The sequence below is a fragment of the Mesorhizobium sp. B1-1-8 genome (assembly GCF_006442795.2).
Classification (GTDB): Bacteria; Pseudomonadota; Alphaproteobacteria; order Rhizobiales; family Rhizobiaceae; genus Mesorhizobium.
Genome location: NZ_CP083956.1, coordinates 2,870,241 through 2,884,953, shown reverse-complemented (window position 1 = coordinate 2,884,953; position 14,713 = coordinate 2,870,241). Strand labels below are relative to the sequence as shown.

At 62.8% G+C, this 14,713-nt stretch carries 14 protein-coding genes; 5 read left to right on the top strand and 9 right to left on the bottom strand.

Annotation, left to right across the window (positions count from 1 at the left end):
• The first annotated feature begins 214 nt into the window (after nucleotides 1–214).
• The gene (locus tag FJ974_RS14005; protein WP_140530833.1) at nucleotides 215–400 is read left to right on the top strand and encodes a hypothetical protein; all 186 of its coding nucleotides are present in this window, start codon (nucleotides 215–217) and stop codon (nucleotides 398–400) included.
• A gap of 222 nt (nucleotides 401–622) precedes the next feature.
• Nucleotides 623–1,639 (top strand): alpha/beta hydrolase, encoded by a 1,017-nt coding sequence (locus tag FJ974_RS14000; RefSeq protein WP_140530830.1) that lies wholly within the window; start codon nucleotides 623–625, stop codon nucleotides 1,637–1,639.
• Between the two features lie 151 nt (nucleotides 1,640–1,790).
• Here FJ974_RS14000 and FJ974_RS13995 read toward each other — a convergent pair whose 3' ends face one another.
• A complete protein-coding gene (locus FJ974_RS13995; protein ID WP_140530827.1) occupies nucleotides 1,791–2,690 on the bottom strand; it encodes a LysR substrate-binding domain-containing protein in 900 nt (299 codons plus the stop codon).
• Between the two features lie 219 nt (nucleotides 2,691–2,909).
• Here FJ974_RS13995 and FJ974_RS13990 point away from each other — a divergent pair, with 219 nt between their 5' ends.
• The 3 genes from FJ974_RS13990 to FJ974_RS13985 all read left to right on the top strand — a co-directional run bounded on the left by FJ974_RS13990 (nucleotide 2,910) and on the right by FJ974_RS13985 (nucleotide 4,820).
• A complete protein-coding gene (locus FJ974_RS13990; RefSeq protein ID WP_140530824.1) occupies nucleotides 2,910–3,095 on the top strand; it encodes a hypothetical protein in 186 nt (61 codons plus the stop codon).
• Nucleotides 3,096–3,426: 331 nt separating this feature from the next.
• Nucleotides 3,427–3,561 carry a hypothetical protein gene (locus FJ974_RS30175; RefSeq protein ID WP_080512035.1) on the top strand — a complete coding sequence of 45 codons (135 nt, stop codon included), beginning with the start codon at nucleotides 3,427–3,429 and terminating at the stop codon, nucleotides 3,559–3,561.
• A 320-nt stretch (nucleotides 3,562–3,881) separates the two neighbouring features.
• A complete protein-coding gene (locus FJ974_RS13985; protein WP_413468355.1) occupies nucleotides 3,882–4,820 on the top strand; it encodes a GlxA family transcriptional regulator in 939 nt (312 codons plus the stop codon).
• A 21-nt stretch (nucleotides 4,821–4,841) separates the two neighbouring features.
• Here FJ974_RS13985 and FJ974_RS13980 read toward each other — a convergent pair whose 3' ends face one another.
• From FJ974_RS13980 to FJ974_RS13945, 8 genes are all read right to left on the bottom strand, one after another.
• The gene (locus tag FJ974_RS13980; protein ID WP_140530818.1) at nucleotides 4,842–5,633 is read right to left on the bottom strand and encodes an ABC transporter ATP-binding protein; all 792 of its coding nucleotides are present in this window, start codon (nucleotides 5,631–5,633) and stop codon (nucleotides 4,842–4,844) included.
• The gene (locus FJ974_RS13975; protein ID WP_140530815.1) at nucleotides 5,630–6,406 is read right to left on the bottom strand and encodes an ABC transporter permease; all 777 of its coding nucleotides are present in this window, start codon (nucleotides 6,404–6,406) and stop codon (nucleotides 5,630–5,632) included. Before FJ974_RS13975 ends, FJ974_RS13980 begins: the two co-directional genes overlap by 4 nt.
• A gap of 67 nt (nucleotides 6,407–6,473) precedes the next feature.
• A complete protein-coding gene (locus FJ974_RS13970) occupies nucleotides 6,474–7,424 on the bottom strand; it encodes an ABC transporter substrate-binding protein (protein WP_140530812.1) in 951 nt (316 codons plus the stop codon).
• Nucleotides 7,425–7,576: 152 nt separating this feature from the next.
• The gene (locus FJ974_RS13965) at nucleotides 7,577–8,419 is read right to left on the bottom strand and encodes a DUF1194 domain-containing protein (RefSeq protein ID WP_140530808.1); all 843 of its coding nucleotides are present in this window, start codon (nucleotides 8,417–8,419) and stop codon (nucleotides 7,577–7,579) included.
• Nucleotides 8,420–8,501: 82 nt separating this feature from the next.
• A complete protein-coding gene (locus FJ974_RS13960) occupies nucleotides 8,502–11,063 on the bottom strand; it encodes a GcvT family protein (RefSeq protein ID WP_140530805.1) in 2,562 nt (853 codons plus the stop codon).
• 151 nt (nucleotides 11,064–11,214) lie between these two features.
• The gene (locus FJ974_RS13955) at nucleotides 11,215–11,970 is read right to left on the bottom strand and encodes an FkbM family methyltransferase (RefSeq protein WP_140530802.1); all 756 of its coding nucleotides are present in this window, start codon (nucleotides 11,968–11,970) and stop codon (nucleotides 11,215–11,217) included.
• A complete protein-coding gene (locus tag FJ974_RS13950) occupies nucleotides 11,967–13,199 on the bottom strand; it encodes a hypothetical protein (protein ID WP_140530799.1) in 1,233 nt (410 codons plus the stop codon). The genes FJ974_RS13955 and FJ974_RS13950 overlap by 4 nt, the downstream gene beginning before the upstream one ends.
• A gap of 17 nt (nucleotides 13,200–13,216) precedes the next feature.
• A complete protein-coding gene (locus tag FJ974_RS13945; RefSeq protein ID WP_140530796.1) occupies nucleotides 13,217–14,692 on the bottom strand; it encodes an aspartate aminotransferase family protein in 1,476 nt (491 codons plus the stop codon).
• Between the last annotated feature and the right edge of the window lie 21 nt (nucleotides 14,693–14,713).

Genomic DNA, 14,713 nt, shown 5'->3' with positions numbered 1-14,713 from the left:
GCGGTTCGCCGTTTCCGTGAAACGGTGAAACGCTCCAGGCGGACTCGCTCTTTCCATTTCATTTGTATGCAAATGTTTCCGGATTCACGCCATCCGGAAACCGAAACGCTCATTTCGCGAAATCCATCCGATACATACGTGAAGCATTTAACGGACATCGAACGGCGGCGGAGGATAGCCCTTTGGCCGCCGCTGCTCTTCAAAGGAGATAAAAATGTCGATGTTCGAAAATCTCGGCCGCTTCGGTGTGTCCATCCGGCAGGCCCACGCCAGGGACAGGGCGGTTCGTGCGCTCAACAGCCTGCCGGCGCATGTCCAGAAGGATATCGGTTGGCCGGCTTCGCCGCCCGTCGACCCGCAGGCAACGCTTGCCGCGCTGCTCTTGGGAACGCCGCGCTGATGAGTTTCGCCGACAAATGCAAACTGCTCGGCAAGCGCCGGGGCCAGCGTGTGGCCAAGGCGGCCGCTGACAACAAGCTGCGCGCCGCGCTGCTGCCGGCACGGCGCTGAGCGCCGCCGGCTTCACGCCGATGTGCCCGTGGAAAACCTTGACATTTTTAACTGAGGCACAATCTTCGGAGTGCGGGGGGTTAGTCGGCTCCGCCGAAGTTCGTGTATTCACATGCCCAGTTTGAAAAGCCACGTCGTCTCGTTCATCCTCAGGCACAGCCGCAAGAAGGCCTTTTCCAGTCCTGAAAACCTGCAGCGCTGGATCGCCTATGCCCGCAAGACAGAGGACCATCATCCGCCGGCGTTGCTCAAGGCGCGGCTGGACATCACCGAAAGCAGCGTCGACGGCTTTCCCGTCTATGAAATCGCACCCAAGCCTGGCGAGCAGCGGCGCATCCTCTATCTGCATGGCGGCGCCTTCGTCTTCGAGATCTCCTCCTATCACTGGGTGCTGATCGCCGAGATGGCGGAGCGACTGGGCTTCGGCGTCACGGTGCCGATCTACCCGATTGCGCCGGAACATGATTTCCACGCCATGTTCGGCATGGTCGGCGACGTTTACCGGCGCATGCTCAGCGAGACCGACGCCGGGGACATCATTTTCATGGGCGATTCCGCCGGCGGCACCATGGCGGTCGTGCTCACCATGATGGCGGCCGAGGAAGGCCTGCCTTCGCCGTCGCGCCACGTGCTGATCTCGCCTGGGCTCGACATGTCGCTTTCCAATCCGGAGGTGTTCGAGGCGGAGCGCAACGATCCCTGGCTCGGCATTCCGGGCGGCATGGAGGCGATCCGGCTCTACAGTGCCGGCATCGATCGCGCCGATTGGCGCATCAGCCCGCTCTATGGCGATCTCTCGGTGCTGCCGAAGACATTGCTGCTCACCGGCTCGCGCGACCTGCTCAGCCCCGACAATTTGATCTTTGCCGAAAAGGCCCGCGCCGCGGGCGTCGAGATGGAGGTCGTTTACGAGGAAGGCATGTTCCATGTCTGGCCGCTGATCGACATGCCGGAGGCGCGGCGCGCGCGTGAACGCATCGCATCGTTCCTCAAGGGTGAAGCGTACAGTCAGGCTGAAAGGGAGACGGTCAATTCGACGGCCAGGGTTTTGTCGAGAGTTCCGTTGATGAGCGGATTGGCAAGCACGAAAATCGCCGCCACGATTTCCTCGCTCAGGTCCGGCTGGTAGTTGATATCGTCCCTGAGTTCGATCAGGTCTGCCCACTGCTCGACATCGGAAGCGGCAAGTTCGCCCAATGACTGGCGTGTCCGACCAGCCAAGCTCGTCAATCATTTCGGTCAACCGTCGCTGAGCACCGAAACCCGGTCCATGACGCCCGTCAGAATTTTCCGGTTTCCCGGAACAGTTCGAACGTCGCCCTGATGTGGTCGGCGACCGCCTTCACCGGCGCGCTGGCGTCCGGCGCCACCACCATGGCGAGATTGTAGGTGCCGATGTCGGGCATGCCGTCCTTCGGGCAAAGCTCGACCATATCGTCGCCGAGGAACGATTTCGGCAGCGGCGCGACCGCGAGATCGGCCATGATCGCGGCGCGCTGGCCGGCCGTGTGGGCGCTCATATAGGCAATGCGGTAGTTGCGGCCCTCGCGGCCGAGCGCTTCCAGCGCCCCGGCCCGCCAGGCGCAGCCCTCCTCCCACAGCGATACCGGCAGCGGTTCGCGCAGATGCGCACAGCCGCCCTTAGCGCCGGCCCAGACGATCGGCTCGGTGAGCAGCACCTCGGCGCCCAGTGCGCTGGTCTTGTAGGAATTGGTCAGCAGCGTGATGTCGAGCGCCCGGTCGTCCATACGCCGGCGCAGATTGCTGCTCTGGTCGATGGTGACATCGACGGCGATCGAAGGATGCGACTGCGCGAAGCGCTTGAGGACATGCGGCAGCACACGCTCGCCATAGTCGTCAGGCGAGCCCAGCCGCACCACGCCGACAATGTCGGGAATGATGAACTTCGACACCACTTCGCGATTGATCGAAAGCAGCCGGCGCGCATAGCCAAGCAGCATTTCGCCATCCGTGGTCAACGTCACCGAACGCGCGTCGCGCGCAAAGACCGAGCGGCCGAGAATATCCTCCAGCTTCTTGATCTGCATGGAGACGGCCGACGGCGTGCGGAACACCGCATTGGCGGCGGTGGTGAAGCTGCCGGTCTCGGCGATCGCCACGAAGGTGCGCAACACGTCGAGATCGAGCAGCGGCAAGGGGTGATTGAGCGGGGCGTTCATCGGAGCTTGCCTTCAATTTTTCTGATGCAAACGATCATTCCATTTCGTTTGATTGAACATCACTCCGGGCGCATAGTCAACTCGGTCGATTAAGGATGCTGCCAAAAGCAGCCATGAAACCACACGACACAAACCTGCAATCGACGTGAAATGAAGCTGAAACAGAACTGACGTAACGCATTGCCGGGCGCCTCCCTGCCCGAATCGAGGAGAAAGAGAATGTCTATCCTGTCATCCATCGGTCGGCTCGCGACCGAATTCAGCGCGGCTCGCGCCCGCTACCAGACCGAACGCGCCATCCATGCGCTGCCGATCGAACTGCAGAAGGATATCGGCTGGCCGGAAGCCGCCGATGCCAAGACCGGTACGCGCCTCGGCGTTGGAAGCTGGGCCGGAGCGAAGTAACAAAGTGTGCATTCGGGACTGAAGGCCTGCCGCGTCAGCTCGGCAGGCCTTTCGTTTGTGATCAAACGAGTTTTTAGAGCCATGCCGCCGCTGCATGACGCATATGAACAAGCTGCATAGCGGGTTAATTTTCAGATTAAGTCATTGTAGATAATCACAAATTTCGGGCAAGCTGCCCAAGGACGTCGCAATCCATGTCGCTTTTCATATCAAGCGCTTCGTTTTTGCGATTTAGTTTCTGCTGAAGCAAGCCTATATCCACGTCAGCAAACGAGCTGCCCCACTCCATCAAGCGAAGGCGACCCGTCTGAGCAACCGAATGGAGATGACAATGAAGCTTTTTGCCCGCCTGTTCACCCGCCGCGAAATGAACCTGACGACCGCTCTCGAGCGTCAGCGCCTCGCCAACACCATGCCCGGCCAGACCGGCGCCATGGCTGCTGCCCGTCTCGGCTTTGTTGCCTGAGCCAGCCGCTTGCCGACGGCATTTGATGCCGTTCCACTGAATTGCGTGCAACGCCGCCCGGTTTCGCCGAGGCGGCGTTTTCATTTTCGCGCTCAGCCAATTGCACTCACTTTACGGGCAGAATTGCCCATTTGCGACCCATGTCGCAAATTTAGTCTTCACTTAGCCGCCTACCCGATTGACAGGAATGATTTTTCCTGATGTCGCTATGCTGTTCGCGACATTCTGTTCGCGTCATGGCCGCGTGAGGTTCCCCCGTGAATGCCGTAAAGCATCCGATCAAAAGATCGTTTGTATTCTTCCTCGTCCCCGATTTCACCATGATCGCCTTTGCCACGGCGCTCGACCCGCTGCGCTCGGCCAACCGGATGCTCGGCTACGAGGCCTATCGCTGGCGTCTGGCCAGCATCGACGGCAAGCCGGTGCGCGCCTCGAACGGTGTCGAATGCGCCGTCAACACCTCGCTGGAGGAAGAGCGCAAGAAGATGGCCGGGCCGGACCGGCCCAACATGGCCATCGTCTGCAGCGGCATCAATGTCGAGCGCTATCAGAACAGGTCGGCCTTCGCCTGGCTGCGCGAGGAATATAATCGCGGCGTTGCCGTCGGCGGTCTATGCACCGGCGCGCATATCCTGGCTGCCGCCGGGCTGCTCTCCAACAAGCGCTGCGCCATCCATTGGGAAAACCTGCCGGGCTTCTCCGAAGCCTACCCGAAGGCCAACGTCTTTGCCGATCTCTACGAGATCGACCAGAATGTCTACACCTGCGCCGGCGGCACCGCTGCGCTCGACATGATGCTGAAGCTGATCGGCGACGATTTCGACGAAAGCCTCGTCAACCGCGTCTGCGAGCAGGTGCTGACCGACCGCGTCCGCAGCCCGACCGACCGCCAGCGCCTGCCGCTGCGCGCCCGCCTCGGCGTCCAGAATTCCAAGGTGCTGACCATCATCGAGCTGATGGAAGCCAACCTTTCCGAGCCGCTGTCGCTGATTGAGATCGCCGACCATGTCGACCTGTCGCGCCGGCAGATCGAGCGCCTGTTCCGCACCGAGATGGGCCGCTCGCCTGCCCGCTATTATCTGGAGATCCGTCTCGACCGTGCCCGGCATCTCTTGATCCAGTCGTCTATGCCGGTGGTCGAGGTGGCGGTGGCCTGCGGCTTCGTCTCGGCCTCGCATTTCTCGAAGTGCTACCGTGAGCTTTACGCCCGCTCGCCGCAGCAGGAGCGCGTCGACCGCAAGCAGCTGCTGGCGGCTTGAGCCGATAAGCGTCGTCGAATCCTAGGCGGGCTGCCCCTGCGCCGTGCGCATCGCCTCGATGCGGATGTCTTCAGTCAGTTGCGCCTTGAGCGCCGAGAACTCCGGGCTGGTCTTCAGCGTGTAGTGGCGCGGATGCGGCAGCTCGACCGGCACGTCCGACTTGATGCGGCCCGGCCGCGCCGTCATCACGATCACGCGCGAGGCCATGAAGATCGCCTCCTCGATATCGTGGGTGACGAACAGCACCGTCTTCTTGCGCCGCTCCCAGATGCCGAGCAGCAATTCCTGCATCAGTCCGCGGGTCTGGTTGTCGAGCGCGCCGAACGGCTCGTCGAGCAACAGGATTTCCGGATCGTTGGCGAGAGCGCGCGCGATCGCCGTGCGCTGCTGCATGCCGCCGGAAAGCTGCTTCGGCCAGTGGTTCTCGAAACCTTTGAGCCCGACGAGATCGACATAGGAAGCCACGATCTCGTTGCGCTCGCGCTCCGGCATGCGGCGCTCACGCAAGCCGAAGGCGATGTTTTCGGCCACCGTCAGCCACGGAAACAGCGTATAGGACTGGAAGACCATGCCGCGGTCCGGACCTGGCCGGATGACGGCCTTGCCGTCGAGCAGCACGCGGCCCTGGCTCGGCGCCTCCAGCCCGGCGACGATCCTCAGCAGCGTCGATTTTCCGCAGCCGGAAGGCCCGAGGATGGTGATGAAATCATTGGCCTCGACGGCGAGGTCGACCGGCTGCAGCGCCTGGACCGGGCTGCCGCCGCGCACCCCGGCGAAGGTCCGCGAAACGCCTTCGATTACAAGCTTGCTCACGCCAGGCTCCACGGATAGAGCCAGCGGTTGAGCGCCTTGAAGGCGAAGTCGGACAACAGTCCGATCAGCCCGATCACGATGATGCCGAAAATGATCTGCCCGGTCGCCAGCCGCGACTGGCTGTTGATGATCATGTAGCCGATGCCCGAAGACGAGCCGATCAGCTCGGCGACGATGACATAGGTCCAGGCCCAGCCGAGCACCAGCCGCAGCGTCTCGGCGATCTCCGGCGCATTGGCCGGCATGATCACCCGTTTGACAATGCCGTTGTCGGTTGCCCCGAGCGTATAGGCGGCTTCGACCAGGTCGCGCCTGGTGCTGCCGACCTTGACCGCGACGATCAGGATGATCTGGAAGACCGAGCCGACGAAGATCACCAGAAGCTTTTCCAGTTCGCCGATGCCAGCCCACAGGATGAGCAGCGGGATGAAGGCGGAGGCCGGCAGATAGCGGGCAAAGGACACGAACGGCTCGAGAAAAGCCTCCACCGGCTTCCAGGCGCCCATGGCGATGCCGATCGGCACGGCTATGACCGAGGCCAGCACGAAGCCGCCGAAGACCCGCCAGATGGTGATCAGTATATCCAGCCAGAAACGGTCCTCGACCAGCAGCCGCCGGCCGTCCTTCACCATCGACAGCGGATCGGCGAGGAAGATGCGGTTGACGTGACCGCCCAGCGTGATCCACGCCCAGAAGCAGACGAACAGCACGAAGAAGGAAATGCCGAGCACGGTTCGCGTGCCCGGCGGGACGGGATGCAAGGGGCGCGGCATCAGGAACGGTCCTTGAGGAGGAAGGACGGCGGCGTGTTATCGCCGCCGTCGACGGGACGATCCGCGATCAGTTGGCCACCGCGCTGGTGTCGGCCAGCGTGGTGACATCAGGCGCTTGCTTGATCAGTCCCATCTGCAGCAGCAGTTCGCCCGCGGTCTTGGAGAAATCCTGGAACTCCTTGGTGAAGAACTGCTTGTTCTCGGCCTTGTCGGCCCATTTCAGGTACTTGGCGGAATCCTCGAATTCCTTGGCCGATTGCTTCACGTCGGCGCCCATGATCTCGTAGGATTTCTGCGGATCCTTCTTGATCATGTCGAGCGCGTCGAAATAGCTGTCGGCCAGCGCTTTGGCGGCATCGGGATTGGCCTTGAGGAAGTCCGGCGTGCAGCCGACGGTGTCCAGCACCATCGGATAATCAAGCGTGGTCACCAGGATATGGCCCTGGTCGGCCTTGCCGCGCACAGCCGAGATGAAGGGCTCATAGGTGACGGCAGCATCGTTCTGGCCGGCAAGGAAGGCCTGTGCGGCGGCGTCCGGCTCCAGGTTGACGACGGTGACGTCCTTGGTCGTCATGCCGTTCTTGTTGAGCACCCAGGCAAGCAGGAAATAGGGCGAGGTGCCGGGCGCCGAGGAAGCCACGGTCTTGCCCTTGAGGTCGGCGACGGTCTTGATGTCGTTGCGCACGACGATGCCGTCCGCGCCATAGGATTTGTCGAGCTGGAAAATTTGCTTGGTGGTGACGCCGCTGGCGTTCCACACCATCCACGTCTCGACCGTGGTCGCCGCGCATTGCAGGTCACCGCTAGCGATGGCGAGCGGACGGCTGGCCTGCGGCACCTTCTTCAGCGTGACGTCGAGGCCGTGCTTCTCGAAGAGGCCGGCCTGCTTGGCCAAAGTCAGCGGCGCGAAGCCGGTCCAGCCGCTGATGCCGATGGTGAGCGACGTGGCGGCCATGGCCGGCGCGGACAACGCCGCAACGGCCGTTAGCGCCGCCGCGAAAATGGTGGTTCTTTTCATTGTGGTTCCCCTTTTGTGTGGTGAGACAGAATTGTCTCACAGACGCCAAAAGGCTTGTCAATGAAGCTGACGCCGCACTCGGCCATGATCCAAACTGGAGCATGATCCCGAAAAGTGGGAACCGGTTTTCGGAGGAGCGGCTTCTCGATCCGTCACGGCATGCCCCAGCCGCGGTTGCGCCACATCTTCTCGCCAGCCAGGCAATCAGCGGGCGGCCTGTCATCGGTCCGGACGACCGGCGGGTGAGCCATCTCTTCCGCAGCCCATTGTCGCGACGCCGGACCGGCAAGTTCCAGCACCAGCTTGCGGCGGATGGCTTCGGGAAACTGTGTCCAGTCGTTGACCGGGATCATGAAGGCGCCGGGTCCGCCGATCACGCAATCGCTGTAATAGCGGTCGAGATTGTCGACGTCGAAGGCGCCGCTGAAGCCACCCCGCGTCATCAACGGCAGCCCGTTGATGGTGATGCCTTGCCTGACCACCTCGTCGCGCGTCAGGTTGACCGGCGGACCTTGGTTGTTGGGCCCATCGCCCGAAACATCGATGACGCGCTTGGTTCCCTGAAAGCCGCTCTCGGCGAACAGGTCGCTGCCGAAGGTCAGCGCGCCGGAGATCGACGTGCGCCGGGCGCTGTCCGGCGCACGGGCGTTGAGCTGCGCGACCACCCTTTCGGCATCGGCGCGATTGGCGATCACCGTCCACGGCACGATGACCCGCTGCCATCTAGTGCCGGCCCATTCGACATAGGTGACCGCTATCTTGCCATAGGTGCCGTCGGCGATGGCCTTGAGCACGTTGTCGTGCGTCAGCGCCGCCGCATAGCCATGGCGCTGGATCTCCAGCTCAGCCGGCGACATCGAGAGCGAAACATCGACCGCCAGCACCAGTTCGACATCGACCGGCTCGGCGGCGGCCGATGCTGTGGTCAGGCCAAACAGCATCGCCAACGCGGCGGCGCCCGAAAGCCAAGGACCTGCACGGCCGGAAGCGGACATCACGGAAGGGTAAGTGAAAATCGCCGCCGGAAAAAGTAAAAAGGCCCGGAGCAAACCAGGCCTTCTGCGAACACGTGGAGCCTCAGCTTCTCGGCTTCAGGTTCTCCGGGTCGTAGAGCGGCTTGTAGCCGACGCTTGCCACCTCGACCGGATAGGTTTCGCCGAAATACTCCACATTGAGCTTGCGGCCCTCCTGGCAGTAGGCCCAGGGCAGATAGGCGAGCGCGATGTTCTTGCCGATGGTCGGACCATAGGCGACCGAGGTGGTGAAGGAACGGCGGCCGAGTTCGTCGACCAGTGTCCCGCCGGTCGCCGGATCCAGCACCGGCATGGTGCCGACCGGATAGCGCGCGACGCCCTTCGAGTCCTTGTTGTCGGTCATCACCAGCGTGCACAGCATCGCCGGCTGGTGCTCGCGGGCGCGATATTCCAAATGTTTGGCCTTGCCGCAGAAATCGTTTTCCTTGACCTTCGGGCGGGCAAGGTCGGCTTCGAGCAGGTTGTACTCGGTGAGAAGATCGGCGTTCTGCAGCCGCAGGCTCTTTTCCATGCGGCGCGTGTTGGCATAGGTCTCGACGCCGAACGGCATGACTCCGGTCGAGCGCAGCGCGTCCCAGACGGCAAGGCCGTCCTCGTAGCGCATATGCAGTTCCCAGCCCTGCTCGCCGACATAGGAGATGCGGAACGCGGTGACGTCCCTGCCGCCGATCCGGATCGGCTTGATCGCAGCGAAGGGGAAATTCTCAGGCGTCAGCCCGTTTGGATCCTCGACCACCTTCTGCAGGGTCGTGCGCGCATTCGGTCCCCAGATGCCGATGGTGACGTATTTCTCTGTCACGTCGGTGATAGTGACATCAAAACTCTTGTCCTGCGCGGTGCGCTGCATGTAGCGGAAGTCGCGCGGGCCGGCGTCGGCGCCGTCGATAACCCGGCAGCGATCGGCCATGCGGATGACGGTAAAGTCGGCGCGCACCATGCCTTCCTCGTCGAGGAAGTGAGTGTAGATGCCCTTGCCGATGTTGTTGTCGCCGCCGATCTTGGCCGCGCACAGCCACTCCAGCAGCGCGACATGGTCGGGTCCCTCGACGTCATACATGGAGAAATGCGACAGGTTGACGATGCCGCAATCCTCGCTCATGGCCAGGTGCTCGGCATTCGACACGCGCCAGAAATGGCGGTTGTCCCATTCGTCTTCACGCACCGGCACCCGGTTGCCATATTTTTCCAGCAGATGCTCGTTGGCGGCGTAGCCATGCGCGCGTTCCCAGCCGCCCAGCTCCATGAAATAGCCGCCGAGCTCCTTCTCGCGCTCCCAGAACGGCGAGCGGCGGATGTTGCGGCCCTTGGAGAAAGGCTCGCGCGGATGCACCGCCGGATTGTAGACCTTCATCGCCGTTTCGGTGCAGCGGTCCCAGATGAACTGCTCCTGCATCTGGTGCGGATAAAAGCGCGCATAGTCGATGGCGTGATGGTCGATCGCTGTGCGGCCGTCGGTCATCCAGTCGGCGATCAGCTTGCCCATGCCGGGGCCGTCCTTGACCCAGATGGCGACGGCATACCACAGCCCCCTCACCTTCTGGCTTTCGCCCATGGAGGGTCCGCCGTCCGTGGTCACCTGCAGCAGCCCGTTGAAGGAATGGCCTTCATTGTAGCCGAGCTCGCCGAGGATCGGCGTCAGCTCCATGGCACGCTCCAGCGGCGCCATGATCTGCTCCATGTCGAGGTCGCGCTGCGACGGCGAAAGCCGCGCCTGGTCCTTTTCCAGCAGGTCGCGCGGATGGCAAAGGCGCGGATTGGTTTCCTCGTAATAGCCCCATTCGATCTGCCCGCCCTCGGCGGTCTTCGGATCGCCGGTGTCGCGCATATAGGCCGAATTGCCCTGATCGCGCAGCAGCGGCCAGCCGATCTCCTTGCCGGTGCCGGCGAACTCGTTGTAGGGGCCGAAGAAAGTGAGCGGATGGTCGATCGGCATGACCGGCAGGTCCTCGCCGACCAGTGCTGCGGTCAAACGTCCCCAGATACCGGTGCAGACGACCACATAGTCGGCTTCGATCGTGCCGCGCTCGGTCACCACGCCCTTGATACGGCCGCCCTCGATGATGAGCGACTTGGCAGAGGTGTTCGCGAACGCCTGGAGCTTGCCGGAGGCGACACCCTGGTCGACCAGCTTGCCAGCCACCGTCTGCGAGCGGGGGATGACAAGGCCCGCATCCGGATCCCACAGGCCGCCTTGCACCAGGTGCTCCTCGATCAGCGGGAATTTTTGCTTGATCTCGGCCGGCTCGATCAGGCGCGCGCGGGTGCCGAAGGATTTCGCCGAGGCGATCTTGCGCTTGATCTCGGCCATGCGGCCATCATCGCCCACGCGGGCGACCTCGAGGCCGCCGATGCGGGCGTAGTGGCCCATCTTCTCGTAGAAATCGATGGAGTAAAGCGTCGTCCAGCAGGACAGAAAGTCATGGCTGGTCGTGTAGCAGAAATCCGAGGCATGCGCGGTCGAGCCGATATCGGTCGGGATGCCCGATTTGTCGATGCCGACGATGTCGTCCCAGCCACGCTCGATCAGATGATGGGCGACGGATGCGCCGACGATACCGCCCAGACCGACGATGACGACCTTCGCCTTTTTCGGAAACTCTGCCATTGCCCTCGACTCCAAGTGACAAGCGGGCAAATTGGCGCCCGTTTAATGGGCGCACAATATGCAGAGGACAGTGACCCGGCTACCGCCTGTTTGCGACACGCCGCAGGTGCGGCGCGACCATGGCTGCAGGCTCGCTGTGGAAGGCGTTTTTTCAGGCGAAGGCCCAGACATCCTCGGCCTGGAATCCGACCTGGTAACCGGCGGTCTTCAGCTTGACGACGACCTGGCCGATCTCGGCGGCCGGCAGCGCGCCAACCTCGACCTTGATCATGCCGGGACGGTAGCGCTTGAGGTCGAGCTGTTCGAACACCATCCAGTCGGCGCCTTCGCAATCGACCAGGAAAGCGTCGATATGGGTGATGCCGTTGCGGTCGAGCAGCGTCTGCAGCGTCTCGGACGGCACCTCGATGTCCTTGAGGTGCGGCGCGAACTTGTTGAAGTTGGCGTCGGCCTCGCCCCAGGCATTCTTGCCCGACATCAGATTGGTGTCTGTGACCGATGAGCAGCCGATGAACTCGATCGGCAGCGTGCCGGCTTCCAGCGCCGCGGCATCGAAAGTGTGGACGGTGATGGTACCCTTGGTCCTGGTCACCGCCACCGGCTCGATGACGAAGCGCTCGGCATCGGGATAATTGGCGCGCAGCCGCTTCTGGTTATAGGGGATCGGCTCGACCAGCATGGCACGGGCGCGCGGAATGCGGTGCAGCCAGGGTGTGACGTCGTCGAACAGCGCGCCATCACAGGCGCCGACATTGACCATCTGGAACGGCCTGCCGCCGCTGAAACGCGCCTCCAGGGCAGCCTTGGCGAGGAACTTCGTGCCGCGCAGCGCCGGGCCGCGGTCGAGCAGGCCGGCGGGAAGGCCGAGCGAGACAAGAACGCGCGCCAGGCTGGAAACCGAACTCATGATTTGTCTCCGGAAGTGGCCTGCGGTGCCGCGTGGCGTGCGCCATGGCTCGCCGACCCCCACAGCGCCATCAAGGGCGCGGCGAGCAACAGGAACGGCGGCAACAGATTGGGAAAGTAGATGCGGGTGTCGTGGATCGGGAAGACGGCAAACTTTGCCAACACGCCGAGCACAAGTGCTGCAAGCAGGATACCTGCGCGGCGGTCGAGCCTGAAGCCGGCGCGGTCAAGCCCATACCATCCGGCCAGCGCCAGCACCGAGACGCCGACCCAGCTGTTGACGCTGACGGAGCGCACCACCGAAGCAGCGAAGGCTTTGAGATAAGCAGCCACCGAGAAAGGCGGCTCGAAGCCGTCCATGTTGTAGTGCTGCTCGATGCTGGAGAACCACAGATGCGGCCACCAGCCCGGATGCTGGGCCCAGTGCGAGATGGCGAAATAGGCGACGAAGGAGGCGGCGAAGCCGGCCAGCGCGCCCCATGCCCTTTGCCGGAAGACGACCAGCAGCACGGCGAAAATGGCAAGGAAGACAATATTGTCCGGCCGCGCCATGAAGGCAAGGAAGAGCAGGATCGCGGTCGCCGCCTCGCGTTTGCGTACATAGGCAAAGAGCCCGCCGACGAACAGCGCCGAGCACAACAGGTCGGGCGTCGATGCGCGTGTCGCGTCGCCGAAATCAGCCATGATCAGGACAGCGCCGGCAACCGGCGCCAGCGCCAGCGCGTACTGCGAGCGTAGCCAGGCGAGCGTGATGGCGCCGAACAAAAGCACCGAGAACACCTGCACTAGCCGCATCGCTTCGACCGGCGACACGATATGGCTGAGGCTGGACAACACCTCGGCATAAAGGAACTTGATCCGGTACATGCCGAGCAGCGAATGGAAGTCGGCGGCATTTTCGGTCATGTGGCTGCGGAAGCCGCCGCCGTCGTCGGTCAGCGCCTTGTAGTCGCCGGCCGACACGCCGGCCTTGACCGTCTCATAGGCATAATCATGCAGCGCCTGTGGATCGGCATAGGTGCCTTCCTCGGCGATCGCCAGATAAGGCAGCATGTCCCAGTTGGCGTCGGGCATGAACCAGGCGGTAAACGCGGTCAAAAGGATGTAGAGCGCGAAGGCCGCAGCCCCGATGGGCACCGCCAGCCGCGCATAGGTCCCCTCACCCCACGCCAGGCCGGCCTCGGTGAGCCGGTCGATCGGGTTGTTCGGTGGCGGCGATCTGGTCAGCATCGTCTCGCTCAACGGCCTTATTTGCCGACTTGGCTTTTGACGAAGTCCTTCACGATCGCCACGATGCCGCGCGAGAGCAGGCTGTCGAAGGCGTCGACGAAACGGTCGACATGCTCGCATTGGCAGATCAGCGGCGGCTCCAGCCGGATGACGTTGCGGTTGTACTCGGTGAAGGCGACGAGCACGTCGTAATCGCGCAAGAGCAGCGAGCCGACGAAGCCCGACAGCGAACCTTTGAGCTTGTCGTCGAGCACGCTGACCACCGGCCGCAAAACCATCGGCAAGGTCTGCGAGAAATCGTGGAACTCGAGCCCGACCATCAAACCCTTGCCCCGCACATCCTTGATGATCTTCGGATATTTTTCCTTCAGCGCCTGCAGGCGCTGCAAAAGGTAATCGCCGGTCGCGGCGGCATTGTCGATCAGGCCCTCGTCATAGAGGACGTTCAGCCCCTCGATCGCGGTGACGCAGGCCTCGCCCATGCCGCCGAAAGTCGCCATGGCATGGATCATCGCCGTCTTCGGCGTGCCATAGGCTTTCATGTAGACGTCGCGCTTGGCGATCATGGCGCCGACCGCAGCTTTTCCGGCGCCTAGCGATTTCGCCAGCGCCGTTACGTCGGGCACAACCCCGTAATGCTCGAAAGCATAGAAGCGGCCGGAGCGGCCATAGCCGCACTGCACTTCGTCGGCGACCCACAGCACGCCGTGCTTGTCGCAGAGCGCGCGCAGCTTCTGCCAGTACTCGATCGGCGCCTGGATGATGCCGCCGCCGCCCTGGATGGTTTCCAGCACAATGACGCCGATCTCGGGGTCGTTGCGGAAGGCACGCTCGACCGCATCGATGTCGGCGAAGGGAACCCGCACGACATTCTCAGGAACCTTGAAATCGGCGCGGTAGAGTGAACCGTCGGTGATCGCCAGCACGCCCTTGGTCTTGCCGTGGAAGGAATTCTCGGCATAGACGATTTTCGGCCGCTTCGGGCCGGCGGCTCGCTCGGCGAGCTTCACCGCCGCTTCCATCGCTTCCGAGCCGGAGGAGCCCAAAAACACCATGTCGAGATCGCCGGGCGAGCACTTGGCGATGTTGTGCGCCAGTGCCGCCGCATATTGCGACATGAAGGCGATGGCGATTTCCTGGCGCTTTTCCTCCTGGAACTTTTTGCGCGCTTCAAGAATGCGCGGATGGTTGTGGCCGAAGGCCAGCGAGCCGAACCCGCCGAAGAAGTCGAGGATCTTGCGGCCGTTCTGGTCGATGTAGAACATGCCCTCGGCGCGCTCGATCTTGATCTTGTGGAAGCCGAGCAGCTTCATGAAATGCAATTGGCCGGGGTTGAGATGCGCCTTGAACAGGTCGGTGATGCGGGCGACGTCGAGCGCCTTGGCGTGCTCGACGCTGATCAGGTCGGGCTTGGCTGTTGCTGCGGGCGACAGCGCCGGCGCGTTGACCAGCGTGCGCGTGCCTGTCTGTTCCGGCTTGGCCATTACGGTCATCTCGAAATCTCCCTTCGCGCC

What these genes read in the sequence shown, in the direction of transcription:
- FJ974_RS13970 (WP_140530812.1), bottom strand. Translation starts at nt 7,424, where the DNA reads ATGAAAAGAACCACCATTTTCGCGGCGGCGCTAACGGCCGTTGCGGCG.
- FJ974_RS14005 (WP_140530833.1), top strand. Translation starts at nt 215, where the DNA reads ATGTCGATGTTCGAAAATCTCGGCCGCTTCGGTGTGTCCATCCGGCAG.
- FJ974_RS30175 (WP_080512035.1), top strand. Translation starts at nt 3,427, where the DNA reads ATGAAGCTTTTTGCCCGCCTGTTCACCCGCCGCGAAATGAACCTGACG.
- FJ974_RS13985 (WP_413468355.1), top strand. Translation starts at nt 3,882, where the DNA reads ATGATCGCCTTTGCCACGGCGCTCGACCCGCTGCGCTCGGCCAACCGG.
- FJ974_RS13955 (WP_140530802.1), bottom strand. Translation starts at nt 11,970, where the DNA reads ATGAGTTCGGTTTCCAGCCTGGCGCGCGTTCTTGTCTCGCTCGGCCTT.
- FJ974_RS13960 (WP_140530805.1), bottom strand. Translation starts at nt 11,063, where the DNA reads ATGGCAGAGTTTCCGAAAAAGGCGAAGGTCGTCATCGTCGGTCTGGGC.
- FJ974_RS13975 (WP_140530815.1), bottom strand. Translation starts at nt 6,406, where the DNA reads ATGCCGCGCCCCTTGCATCCCGTCCCGCCGGGCACGCGAACCGTGCTC.
- FJ974_RS13990 (WP_140530824.1), top strand. Translation starts at nt 2,910, where the DNA reads ATGTCTATCCTGTCATCCATCGGTCGGCTCGCGACCGAATTCAGCGCG.
- FJ974_RS13950 (WP_140530799.1), bottom strand. Translation starts at nt 13,199, where the DNA reads ATGCTGACCAGATCGCCGCCACCGAACAACCCGATCGACCGGCTCACC.
- FJ974_RS13965 (WP_140530808.1), bottom strand. Translation starts at nt 8,419, where the DNA reads ATGTCCGCTTCCGGCCGTGCAGGTCCTTGGCTTTCGGGCGCCGCCGCG.
- FJ974_RS14000 (WP_140530830.1), top strand. Translation starts at nt 623, where the DNA reads ATGCCCAGTTTGAAAAGCCACGTCGTCTCGTTCATCCTCAGGCACAGC.
- FJ974_RS13945 (WP_140530796.1), bottom strand. Translation starts at nt 14,692, where the DNA reads ATGACCGTAATGGCCAAGCCGGAACAGACAGGCACGCGCACGCTGGTC.
- FJ974_RS13995 (WP_140530827.1), bottom strand. Translation starts at nt 2,690, where the DNA reads ATGAACGCCCCGCTCAATCACCCCTTGCCGCTGCTCGATCTCGACGTG.